We start from the raw sequence: 12,266 nt of genomic DNA, 5'->3' as shown, positions 1-12,266 counted from the left end.
TAAAGCCATTCAACGAGATTCAAGGAGAAAGCAGAGGACTAATGCGGCAGAAAAGTCTCAAACTTAGCACGATTCTTAGTTCACCTCTGTTTTCCTTTTAATAAATTTAGATTGTTTTTATCAATACAAAGTAAAGGCACGAATCCTTTCGTGTGGCATTTTTATTAATATTTAATTTCAGTAAACTACTTCATTTTATATCTTTACATAAAATAAAATCATAGAGATAGCAATAAGTTTGATTATTCTGATGAAAAGGGCTTTTGATGAGATTATAATTATTAGAATATTTAATTTATAGTTTTTTAACCACACGAAAGGATTCGTGCGCTAGCATGGGGAAATGAATTAATCATAATAGCAAAATCAAAACTTTGCACAGCCGGAAACATAGTATAAAAATAACAACATCTATACAATTTCACCCATCAAAAAAACAACAAACCCTTCCAATTTGAAATTTAAATTGTAAATTTCACTAACCAATTTTTAAAAAGATAATGATGAGGATAAGAAGCGAATCCTTTACAGTAGATTTTTCGGCTGATCCTTTATTTCCTGACCATTTTGATATCACGAAATCACCGTACTATATTCATTTAAAGAGCTTTCTTCATGAAGATCTTGCGGCTCTTCATCCGGAGCTCGAAGAAGAATATGTAAAGGCCAAAGATTTTGAATTGGAGGAACAGTTATTAGCCGAGGCATTCCTTTATCTGTACGAAAAGGACCACACCATTTTAGATAACAAAAAAGATGCAGCTTCCATTGATACCCACCTATTAAATGAAGGCTTTATCTATATTGTAGAAAGTTTAACTGACCCGGACGATGTACCTTTTTTTGAATAGGTATTTACCAAATAATCCGGGAACAAACCGTCATTTTAGTAATCAAATTAAAACACAGCGTATGAGCACACCCATTATTGTTCAGTATAAAATCAATGCTCCGGTGGAAACCATCTGGAAAGCATTAACAGATAAAAACGAAATGAAATCCTGGTATTTTGATATTCCGGATTTTGAAATGGAAGTAGGGAAAGAATTTAATTTCTATGAACCCGGAGAGGAAAAGAAGTACCATCACCAGGGAGAATTGTTAGAAATTATTCCCAATCAAAGATTACAATACAGTTGGTCTTATCCTGACTTTTCCAAAGAAAAAACATTCGTTACCTGGGAGCTTCATCCGGAAGAAGGAGTAACGTTCATTACGCTCATCCATGAAGATATTGACAACTTCAAAGATCTGGGAGAAGGTTTTTCCAGAAAAAACTTTACAGAAGGCTGGAATGCAATCATTGGACAAAGCCTGAAAATGTATGCAGAAAATTAATGTGCATGATTGAATTGCTTCCATTTGATATCAACCATGCTCCAAAGTTGATTTCCAAAATAAAAGATGAAAAAATGCTCCTCCAGTTTGCTGGACCAGCTTATCGTTTTCCTTTGACAAAAGAGCAGCTTGCCTATGATCTGTCTAATGAAAACAGAACCTTATTCAGAGTGGTGGAAACAGCAAGCGGAACGACCATTGGGCATGCCCAGATTTTGTTAAAAGAGAAAACTTTTTTACTCGGAAGAATACTCATTTGGGATGAAAATAACAGAGGAAAAGGCTATGGCAAAAAACTAGTCCTGCAATTGGCAGAATACGGATTCAGACATTTTGATAAAGACACTGCTGAACTGAATGTCTACGACTGGAACACCGGCGCCATTGAGTGCTATAAAAAAGTAGGTTTTGAAATAGATTCCGCTGTCATGAGTGAAGTCTATATTGAAGGCGAAAAATGGACTTCCATCAATATGAAAATGAATGTAAAAAATTATAAAATCCCGATATCATGACGAAATTTACCTTCCTCCGTCCTATACTCTGGACAGAAAATCTAGAAGAAACCATTGAGTTTTATACCAAAGCATTAGGTTTTACCCTATTAGGAAAAAATGATGACTGGCATTGGGCATCACTTAAGAAAGACGATGTACAGATCATGCTTTCCCTTCCTAATGAACATGAAAAATTTCATAAAATCGGTTTTTCAGGATCATTTTATTTTAATGTAGATAAGGTGGATGAACTTTGGGAAGAGCTCAGAACGAAAACCAAAGTCTGTTATGAAATCGAAACCTTTGAATGGGAAATGAGAGAATTTGCGATATACGACAACAATGGCTATATATTACAATTTGGTCAACCTGTAGAGGAAATTAGTACAGCGGAATAAATTTTGCTATTTTTGGGGAAATATTTAGAAATTCAATGAAAAAAAATATAATAGCAGGGTTTGCAGCAGTTTTGTTGCTGGCTTCTTGTAACAAAGACGAAAAAATTCTGAACAGCTTAAACGATTACAACAATTCAATGACTGCAAAAGGATATCACTTCGGGGATAAACTGGCCCTTCCAAGTGATGTTGCTGATAATGCAGAAAGTGTGACCATAAGTTTTGGAGATAAAGAAACCTCAAACCTTGTAATTGATCCTAAATTTTTCACATTAGGAGATAATGCGGTAACGTTCAATATAAAAACAAAAGGGGGAGAAACCCTGAATCAGGATGCAACCATCAATGTTTTTGCTAAAAATCCTGAAAAAAAGATCGCTTACGAAATCATCGCAGAATATCCTCACGATCCTAAGAATTTTGTACAGGGATTTCAGGTGGAAGGAAATACCATCTATGAAAGTGACGGGCAGAACGGAGCATCGCAGATCTTAAAATATACATTGGGAACCACAACTCCGCTATCTTCTACCAAGCAGGCACAGGAAGATTTCTCTGAAGGAAGTACCATTGTAGGGGATAAAGTATACCAATTAACATGGCAGAGTAAAAAAGGATATATTTACGATAAAAATTCGTTGAAACTCCTTTCCGATTTTGCCTATCCAAACGTATTGGGTGAAGGTTGGGGATTAACGTATGACGGAAAAAACCTTATTGCATCAGACGGAAGTAAATTGCTGTACTTCCTTGATCCGAACAATCCATCCAAGCTGATTAAATATATTGCAGTAGCAGGCAGTACTCAGGCGTACGATCAGCTGAATGAGCTGGAATACCATAACGGATTTATCTATGCAAACGTTTGGCAAAAACCGATTATCTTAAAAATCAATCCAGCCACCGGAGAAGTAGTCGGAACATTTGATTTTACGGATATTGCCAAAAAGAATACCAAAGGAAGCGACGATGTGTTAAACGGAATTGCCTTTAAAGGAGAAAATATGCTAGTTACAGGTAAAAACTGGTCTAAAATTTACGAAGTAGCCATTAAATAAAGCTAAACTGATCTTTTACATTTCAAAATCCATATAAATCCGGTGAAAAAGAATATGATAGCAATCATTGCATCAGCTCTTCTGATGGTGTCTTGTCATAACGATGAGAAGATGGTAAGTGCATTGAATGATTATAGCCATTCATTGGAAAGTAATGGGTATCATTTTGGAGATAAACTGGAACTTCCCAAAGAAGTAACAGATAATGTGGAAAATGTCAGCATCAGCTTTGGGGATAAGGAAACCTCCAATTTGGTGGTTGACCCTAAGTTTTTCATATTAGGAGACAATGACATTACTTTTCATATCAAAACCAAAAGCGGTAAAGAGCTCAATCAGGATGCAACCATCAATGTATTTACGAAAAATCAGGAGAAGAATATTCCTTACCAGATTATAGCAGAATATCCGCACGATCCTGAAAATTTTGTACAAGGTTTTCAGATGGAAGGAAATATAATCTACGAAAGTGACGGTCAGAACGGATCTTCCCAAATCTTAAAATATACATTGGGAACGACAACTCCGCTGGCTTCAACACCGCAGCCGGATGAAGAATTTTCTGAAGGAAGCACGATTGTAGGCAGCAAAGTATATCAGTTAACCTGGAAAAGCAGAAAAGGATATATTTATGATAAAAATTCATTGAAGTTACTTTCAGAATTTGCTTATCCAAAGGGAATGGCTGAAGGTTGGGGACTGACGTATGACGGGAAAAACCTGATTGCATCGGATGGAAGCAAAATGTTGCATTTCCTCGATCCCAATAATCCTTCCCGGCTGATTAAATCCATTGCAGTGGCAGGAAGTAATCAAACCTACAAGAAGCTGAATGAGTTGGAATATCATAACGGATTTATCTATGCCAATGTCTGGGAGAAGCCCTTTGTCTTAAAAATAAATCCAGATAATGGAGAGGTTGTTGGAATATTCGATTTTACCTATTTTGCTAAAAAGAATACCAAAGGAGAAAATGATGTACTGAATGGAATTGCCTTTAAAGGGGATAATATGCTGATTACCGGTAAAAACTGGAAGAAAATTTATGAAATTGCTTTTAAATAAAACAATTAACGATTTCTATTTCAATAAAATAAAGTAAATTGGTAGCGTTCCTTAGGAGCGCTATCTTTAGTAAAGAGAATTTTGAGAATACTACCATTAATATTCATTTTTATTTTCTGTGCAGCCACTGCGCAGAAGTCCCTTCCATTAGATACGTTAAAGCTCAAAGAAGCAAAAGACATGCTTGCAGACGACTATGGAAGTATTTATATCTATAAAAATAAGGATTTCAGTTTTACAAAATATGATTCGCTGGGGAAGCAGATCGGACAGCTGATGTTTACCGTTCCCTACAAAGTACAGAATGTACAAAATCCGTTGACTGTTGCTTTGTTTTCGGAAAATGCACAGGAAATGAAGTTTGTCGACCAAAATATGAACGAGATTCAACGATTGGATTTTAAGCAGAAATTTGGCTTTATCCGGATGGCTTATGCGGAAGATCTGCAGCAGTTGTGGCTGCTGGACGACAGTACAAAACGTCTGATACAGTATAATTTCAGAAACGAAACCACCATCAACTCTTATCCTTTTGATGCCAGTTTTGAAGATTTGATGGATCTGCTGGTGTTTGAAAATAAAGTCTATATTTTAACGAGAAAGCACATCAGAGTCTACAGTTTGAAGTTTGAAAAGCTCTTTGAAGCACCGGTTGAAAACGGAAAACGGTTCAGAAGAGAAAATGAATTTATCTTAGTGATTACCAATAATTCAATTTTAAAATATATCCCTGAAAAAGAGATGGTGAAGGTTTTTGAAGATCCAGATGCTAAAATTGTGGATAAAAATACATCATCTTATTTTGAAATCAAAGGCAACAAGCTTTATCTTTACAGCCTCGAAAAAAGTAAAGAAACTAAACTAAGAACAGAACCCGAACCGAAAGAAAAAACTACAGAACAGACGATTGATCATCCGGCAGAAAAAGCAACGGAAGATTCATCAGAAAAGCCTGTAGAAAAAATAGAGGAGAAGCCAAAAGGCGATAAGGTGTTAGAAAAGCTGATTGAGGAAACTTCTGAAGTTCAGGCTGTAGGTGTTTAGTGGTAAGCAATTAATCAGTAAAATACTAAGGAAAATATGCATATTGCAGTTACAGGAAATATCGGAGCAGGGAAAACTACGTTAACGACTATGCTCTCAAAGCATTATGGATGGGATGCACAATTTGAAGATGTAGATCATAATCCTTATTTGGAGGATTTTTATGCAGATATGAGCAAGTGGAGTTTTGCTTTACAGGTATACTTCCTGGGAAGCAGATTCCGACAGGTGAAAGAGATCAGAGAAAGCGGTAAAAATATTATTCAGGATCGTACGATTTATGAAGATGCCCATATTTTTGCAGAAAATTTAAATGATATGAAGCTGCTTTCAGACAGAGATTTCAATAATTATGCTTCGGTTTTTAATTTGATGAAATCCTTTGTTTCCGCACCTGATTTATTAATTTATTTAAAATCTGATGTTCCCAATCTGGTAAAAAAGATTTATAAAAGAGGCAGGGAATATGAAGCCTCAATCAGCATTGAATATCTTTCAAAACTGAATCAGAAATATGAAAAATGGATCGCTGAATATACAGAAGGAAAGCTGCTGGTTATTGAAGTGGATGATTTGGATTTTGTAGAAAAACCTGAAGATTTCGGATTTATTTTAGAAAAGATAGAAGCAGAGCTGAACGGGTTGTTTTAACAATTATTTAGGATATATTAAGGTTTTTGTAACCTGATTCTGTCTACCTTTGTAGAGAGTGAGTTTAATTTTTAAAATAATCAAAAATGTTAGTTAAGGTTTTACATAACGGTCATTGTTCAAAATCAAATGCTGTTTTAGAGTATTTGGACGAGAACGGGGTGCCATTTGAGATTATTAATATGATTGAAGATCCGTTGAGTATCCTGGAGATCAAAACGGTATTAAAAAAGCTTAATCAAAGCGTATTTCATATTATCAGGAAAACAGAAAAACTGTATCAGGAAAAGTTTGCCGATAAAAATTATTCTGAAGATGAATGGATAGAAATTTTATCTGCCAACCCGTCTTTAATACAGAGACCTATTTTAATAAAAGGTTCAGTAGCGATGTTGGGAAGACCCATTGAAAACGTAAAATTCTTTATTGAAAAATAATAGAGACAACAATAAGACATAAAAAAACCAGCTGTACAGCTGGTTTTGCTTTTTTATAATAGAATAACCCCTTCTATTTTTCCGACTTCTTTATAGATACGAACTACCTGCTCAGCATCTAATACAAATGCGTTGATGTTGCAGGCTGTATATTTTCCATTTTTACTTTCACGGTTTCCAAGGGTAAACTTGATGCCGTCAAAAACCCGGTAGATCTCGGTAAGTTTAGATTGATCTGTCGGAATGATAAATTTGAATAAATAGTCCTCCGGAAAATCATGATGATCATCCAGTTTTTCCTTTAAAGAATTGTAAAAGTCTTCGGGGTTTGCGTGTTGATTTCCTTGTAATATATCCATCTCCAAATATTAATTATATATAAATTTAATGAATTTTTTTCTATTTTCCAAGAGGTCCCAATAGAGCTTTGGAGTTTTGATGCTCGTAATCTTCAATAATATTGAACAGGCCGTTCACTAACTGTTCAGAAGCCAGCTTACTAATGCTTCCCGCATTGGTATTGCTGCTTTTTCCTCCAAGAAGACTTCCTAATAAATTATTGCCGGATAGTGCGGTGTTAAGTGTTTTGGCGATTCCGTATTCATTTAATTTTTCGTCAACCTTTGGTGCAATGGCATCTATCAGACGCTGGGATGTTTTCTCTTTAAGGATTTGCGTTGCCGTAGTTCCCTGAGCAATTCTGGTGACATCCTGTGCGTTTAAACTGTTGACGGCATCATCAAGGATAGGTCTTGAGATATTAACCGTATAAGAGGCTGCTTCAGCAATAAAATCTTTTTCTTTGGCAACCAGAGAAGGAGATATTTTTTCCAGTGTAGAATTAATATCCCGTAATTCTTTGGGAAGAGCTTTATCGATGAGGTTATTTTGAAGGAATGCCTCTTTGTTTCCGTAGATGCCCATTCCTTTATCAATTCCGTTTCTTAAAATCTTTCGGATAACAGACAATCCCAGGTCTGTCGTAGCCAGGGTGGTGCATGAATGTGGAACTGTTATAATAACTGCACCGGCTCCTATGAAAAGGGCTGCTGCAATGATGTATTTTTTCATTACTCTTTTTACTTATTTTCTCAATTATTACGCCAAAGGTAAACACTATTATCTTTTTAACAAAATATTAATTTATCGTTACGATTTGGGTGTTTTTTTACTTAAATTTTATTTTTTTTGATTGAATATTTGATGGAAATTTAACATCACTATTATTTAAACCCTAAGAAAACGTAGTGATATCCGCGATTTATTTAAAAATGTAGATATATTTTAAAATTTTTAAGATAAATTAACAAGGTTAAATATTTTTATATAATTTTGGCTAATGTCTTTTTTTGAGAATTAGTAATAATTCACTAAACAGAGGCACATATAAAAGGTTTCAACCTTTTTTATTTAAAATTGATTGTACGAATAAAATTAAACTATATGAAACAACGTGATTTAAAGTATTCATGTCTCATTGCGGTTCTGTACTTCGGTATGAACGTCAATGCACAGGTTACGCCTAAAGATTCTGTACAGAAAGAGCAGAAGATTGAGGAAGTAGTCCTAATTGGATATGGATCTCAGAAAAAAGAAAATGTGACCGGGAGCATCGGGACCGTATCTGCAAAAGATCTTGCAGACAAACCCAATGCCAATCCTCTTAGTTCTATTCAGGGTAAACTTGCCGGGGTAAACATTACCAATTCAGGTACTCCCGGAGGTTCTCCAAAAGTAGACATCAGAGGAGTTGGTTCTTTATCAGGAAATACTGTTTTTATTGTAGACGGTATGATTACTACCGATATCTCTTATCTTAGTTCTCAGGATATAGAATCGATGAGTGTTTTAAAAGATCCATCGAGTTTGGCTATTTTTGGAGCACAGGCGGCGAATGGTGCGGTTATCATCAAAACCAAAACCGGAAAAGGAAAACCTGTTTATAATTTCAATTCCTATTTAGGGATTAAAAAGGTAACCAATATTCCTAAAATGGTTAATGCTGATCAGTATATAGAATTATATAATGAAAAATTAATTAATGATACTGGTTCTAGCACAGGGTCTATTAATAGAAGTCAGTTTCCTGCAGATACAGACTGGTATAAAGAGATTTTCAGAACAAGCATCATCAATTCTAATGATTTTTCTGCAACAGGAAGTTTGGGTAAACTTAACTATTATGCCAGTTTAGGATATCTTCAGGATGAAGGTAACCTTGCTGCAGGAAAAGGAATTAACTCCGGAAGTGGTTTTAACAGATTTAACAGCAAATTAAACCTTAGTTATAAAATCACGGATAATATTACCATTGGAGATAACTTCAGTTTTTCCAAAATGCGTACTGACGTAGCACAAAACCCTGTGTTAACTTCTTTTATTGCTCCGCCAATATTTTCACCAATGAATCCTGCTACAGGGGATTATCAATACTTCAATGGGTATTCTATTGCCAACCCAAGGGCGATGCTTGATCTTTACCGTTCTCAGATAAGACAGGAAAGATTGCTTAATAATGTATGGGGAGAATTGAAGTTCTTGCAAGATTTCACATTCAGAATCAGCTATTCTAATGATAATTACAGCCCTAGCCAATATGAGTATACTCCAACTTTTACGTATGCTCCTTTAGCGAATCAGGTAGCCTCTACATTGGTAACAAGGAACTTTAGAAATAGAAATTACGTTTGGGATAATACCATTAACTGGAAAAAAAGCTTAGGAAATCACAATTTTGATGTACTTGCTGGTTTTTCCAGAACAAGAACATCTTTGTCTCAGGATTATGTATCTGCTAAAAATGTTCATTATGATGGAACCAATGGTTCTCTGAATGTGGCAAACGGAACAGACATTATTTATGTAAGCGGTATAGATAAAGATGATAATATTGCATCTGCTGTTTTCCAGGATCAACAAAGAATTCAATCTTTCTTTGGAAGAATAAACTATGATTATAAAGGCAAATACCTGGTAAATGCTTCTATACGTAGAGATGCCAGCTCCCAGGTGAGTGTTGACAGATCAAGAACGTTTCCTGCCATTAGTGCGGGTTGGGTAATATCTAAAGAAGATTTTATGAGCAATCAGAATGTCTTCAATTTATTAAAACTAAGAGCCAGCTACGGAGAATTAGGAAATCCTAATATAGGAAGAGGATATACTGCCAATACATCTCTTATAGCAGGTGGTGCTTATTTTGGAAATACAGGATATGCCGCTCAGACAATTGATAAATTCATCAATCCGAACATTGGTTGGGAGACTACAACAGGAAGAGATATAGGGTTGGAAATGGCATTGTTCAATAATAAGCTTAAAATTGATGCAGCCTATTATGACAAAGATTCTAAGAATGTAGTGTATGGTGTAAACCAGGGAACTGTTTCTGGTGCCAGTAACTGGAATAATTTTGTAACCAATGCGTATTCTTTTAATAACAGAGGATTTGAAGTATCGGTTAATTACAATACTAAAATCAATGATAATATCGGTTTAGGAGTATATGGTAACTTTACTTCACTTAAAAACGAGATTACCTCAGTGTACGGTGGATCATATTTGGAAACAGGAGCGAGTTTATTTGGAAATTCTATTGTAAGACTACAGTCTGGTCAGTCAGTAGGTTCTTATTATGGGTATCAGGTTACTGGTGTTTTCCAAACCGATGCAGAAGCAGCAGCATCAGGACAGCCTGGAGCAAAAGCAGGATGGTTTAAGTTTGAAGATCAGGATGGTAACGGTGTTATTGATACAAGAGATAAAAAATTCTTAGGAAGCCCGATTCCAAAGGGAACCTATGGTTTTGGAGTTAATCTAAATGTCTATGATTTTGATATTGCAGTAGATTTCCAGGGAGTATTTGGTAACAAGATATACAATTACAACCGTGAACAGCGTTATGGAAATGAGACATGGGATTTAGATATGTATAATAACAGATGGCATGGAGCAGGTACCTCTAATACTAATGCAATGATTACTTCTAATCAATCTATTATTTTACCTAGCAGTTTCTATGTAGAAGATGGCAGCTATATCAGACTTAGAAATATTCAGGTGGGATATAATTTGCCGAAAGAATTTGCTAAAGCTCTTTCTATCACAAAACTGAGATTATATTTAAGTGCACAGAATCCATGGACAAGTTTCAAATATAGCGGCTTCTCACCAGAGATTACAAACTCGGATAGAGTACAGATGGGAATTGATAATAATGTGTACCCAATCTCTGCTATTTATACAATAGGTATGAATCTAACATTTTAATTAAAAGAATCATGAAAAAAATATTTTTAACAATTTCTATACTTTCATTAATGACAAGTTGTAATAATGATTTTGTAGATATTAAAGATGAAGGGCAGACTGAAGCGAAAAATTTCTTCACAACACAGGACGATGCAATGCAAGGCACGAATGCTATTTACAGCTTTTTAAGAAGCTGGGAGAATTCGGCTTTCCCTGCACAGTTTGTATTTGGGGTGCCAGGTGATGATGTGGAAAAAGGATCTAACCCTGGAGATGCATCATTCATCAATGCATATGATAACTTTACCTACACAGTAAGTGATGATGGAGTAAGAGGATATTGGATCGGTCAATGGCAGGCTGTCAACAGAGCCAATCAGGTGATTACAAACGTTCCGAAAATAAACATGGATGCTACACTTAAAAACAGACTGATTGCTGAGGCCAGAATGTTAAGAGCGTATTTCTATTTTAACTTGGTAAGAATATATGGCGGAGTTCCTATCTATGACGGATTACCACCAGACGGGAATTATCTGAAAGCAAGAAACTCTACGGCAGAAGTATATAACTTCATCGTTGCTGATCTTACAGCAGCAGCTTCAGTATTGCCTCAGAGTTACCCTGCCTCAGATCTTGGAAGAGTTACAAAAGGGGGTGCTTTAGGATTGCTTTCAAAAGTATATCTTTATATGAAAGATTACCAAAAAGCGTATGATACCTCTAACCAGGTGATGTCAATGGGATATGCATTGGATCCTGATTTTAACCATTTGTTCAGACCGGCAGGAGAATTTGGTTCAGAATCTGTTTTTGAAGTAAATTGTGATTGTTCTGCAGCATTTGGAGGTAGTCAGTATGCAGAAGTTCAGGGTGTTAGAAATCAATATGGTTGGGGATTCTTTACTCCTACGCCAGCATTGGAAAATGCATTTGAGCCGGGAGATATCAGAAAAGAACTATCTATTCTGAGAGAAGGAGAAACAACCCTTGAAGGAGATGTGATTCATAAAGGAGATCCTCAGGCGGGTAATGTATGGAATCAAAAAGTGTATGTACCATCATCTTTAAACAATAATGCATGTGGTTACGGTTCTATACAGAATATAAGAATATTAAGATTTGCTGATATTCTCTTAATCAATGCAGAAGCAGCTAATGAATTAGGAAATACGGCTGCTGCTGTTACCAATATCAATAAAGTAAGAACCAGAGCTCACCTTGCGAATACAACAGCTTCAACTCAGGGTGCTCTTAGAACAGCTATCTGGCAGGAAAGAAGAGTAGAATTGGCAATGGAGAATGATAGATTCCCAGATCTAGTGAGAACAGGACAGGCTGCTACAGTGTTGGCTTCTAAAGGATTTGTAGCAGGGAAAAACGAAGTTTTCCCGATTCCTTTGGATGCGATGAACCAAAGTAACGGACTTTTCGTACAAAACCCCGGTTATTAATCTATAACTATATAGAATAGCCAAAGTTCATCTTTGGCTATTTTTTTATTTAATCTATATAAATGTATATCAT

13 protein-coding genes are annotated in these 12,266 nt (G+C 35.6%); 11 read left to right on the top strand and 2 right to left on the bottom strand.

Annotation, left to right across the window (positions count from 1 at the left end):
• Positions 1–500: 500 nt before the first annotated feature.
• The 9 genes from IW15_RS13140 to IW15_RS13100 all read left to right on the top strand — a co-directional run bounded on the left by IW15_RS13140 (position 501) and on the right by IW15_RS13100 (position 6,488).
• Positions 501–851: a hypothetical protein gene (locus IW15_RS13140; protein WP_131368557.1), complete on the top strand. Its 351-nt coding sequence runs from the start codon at positions 501–503 to the stop codon at positions 849–851.
• Between the two features lie 61 nt (positions 852–912).
• A complete protein-coding gene (locus tag IW15_RS13135) occupies positions 913–1,338 on the top strand; it encodes an SRPBCC family protein (RefSeq protein WP_034711982.1) in 426 nt (141 codons plus the stop codon).
• A gap of 5 nt (positions 1,339–1,343) precedes the next feature.
• The gene (locus tag IW15_RS13130) at positions 1,344–1,853 is read left to right on the top strand and encodes a GNAT family N-acetyltransferase (RefSeq protein WP_034711980.1); all 510 of its coding nucleotides are present in this window, start codon (positions 1,344–1,346) and stop codon (positions 1,851–1,853) included.
• Positions 1,850–2,233 carry a VOC family protein gene (locus tag IW15_RS13125; protein WP_034711814.1) on the top strand — a complete coding sequence of 128 codons (384 nt, stop codon included), beginning with the start codon at positions 1,850–1,852 and terminating at the stop codon, positions 2,231–2,233. The genes IW15_RS13130 and IW15_RS13125 overlap by 4 nt, the downstream gene beginning before the upstream one ends.
• A gap of 35 nt (positions 2,234–2,268) precedes the next feature.
• Positions 2,269–3,291: a glutaminyl-peptide cyclotransferase gene (locus IW15_RS13120; RefSeq protein WP_034711812.1), complete on the top strand. Its 1,023-nt coding sequence runs from the start codon at positions 2,269–2,271 to the stop codon at positions 3,289–3,291.
• Positions 3,292–3,333: 42 nt separating this feature from the next.
• Positions 3,334–4,356, top strand: coding sequence for a glutaminyl-peptide cyclotransferase (locus IW15_RS13115; protein WP_034711810.1), 1,023 nt, complete (start codon positions 3,334–3,336; stop codon positions 4,354–4,356).
• Positions 4,357–4,437: 81 nt separating this feature from the next.
• Entirely contained in the window at positions 4,438–5,400 is a 963-nt protein-coding gene (locus IW15_RS13110) for a hypothetical protein (protein ID WP_051882017.1), read from the top strand.
• Positions 5,401–5,436: 36 nt separating this feature from the next.
• Complete coding sequence (locus tag IW15_RS13105) at positions 5,437–6,051, top strand: deoxynucleoside kinase (RefSeq protein ID WP_034711808.1); 615 nt, start codon at positions 5,437–5,439, stop codon at positions 6,049–6,051.
• 86 nt (positions 6,052–6,137) lie between these two features.
• Complete coding sequence (locus IW15_RS13100) at positions 6,138–6,488, top strand: ArsC/Spx/MgsR family protein (protein WP_034711806.1); 351 nt, start codon at positions 6,138–6,140, stop codon at positions 6,486–6,488.
• 53 nt (positions 6,489–6,541) lie between these two features.
• Here IW15_RS13100 and IW15_RS13095 read toward each other — a convergent pair whose 3' ends face one another.
• Positions 6,542–6,847 (bottom strand): DUF493 family protein, encoded by a 306-nt coding sequence (locus IW15_RS13095; RefSeq protein WP_034711803.1) that lies wholly within the window; start codon positions 6,845–6,847, stop codon positions 6,542–6,544.
• A 40-nt stretch (positions 6,848–6,887) separates the two neighbouring features.
• Positions 6,888–7,559: a DUF4197 family protein gene (locus IW15_RS13090; RefSeq protein WP_034711802.1), complete on the bottom strand. Its 672-nt coding sequence runs from the start codon at positions 7,557–7,559 to the stop codon at positions 6,888–6,890.
• A gap of 372 nt (positions 7,560–7,931) precedes the next feature.
• Between IW15_RS13090 and IW15_RS13085 the strand changes: the two genes are divergently transcribed.
• Complete coding sequence (locus tag IW15_RS13085) at positions 7,932–10,757, top strand: SusC/RagA family TonB-linked outer membrane protein (RefSeq protein WP_034711799.1); 2,826 nt, start codon at positions 7,932–7,934, stop codon at positions 10,755–10,757.
• An 11-nt stretch (positions 10,758–10,768) separates the two neighbouring features.
• Positions 10,769–12,193 carry a RagB/SusD family nutrient uptake outer membrane protein gene (locus IW15_RS13080; protein WP_084681428.1) on the top strand — a complete coding sequence of 475 codons (1,425 nt, stop codon included), beginning with the start codon at positions 10,769–10,771 and terminating at the stop codon, positions 12,191–12,193.
• Positions 12,194–12,266 lie beyond the last annotated feature (73 nt).

This window comes from Chryseobacterium soli (assembly GCF_000737705.1).
Classification (GTDB): domain Bacteria; phylum Bacteroidota; class Bacteroidia; order Flavobacteriales; family Weeksellaceae; genus Chryseobacterium; species Chryseobacterium soli.
This window is presented reverse-complemented; position numbering and strand designations above follow the sequence as displayed.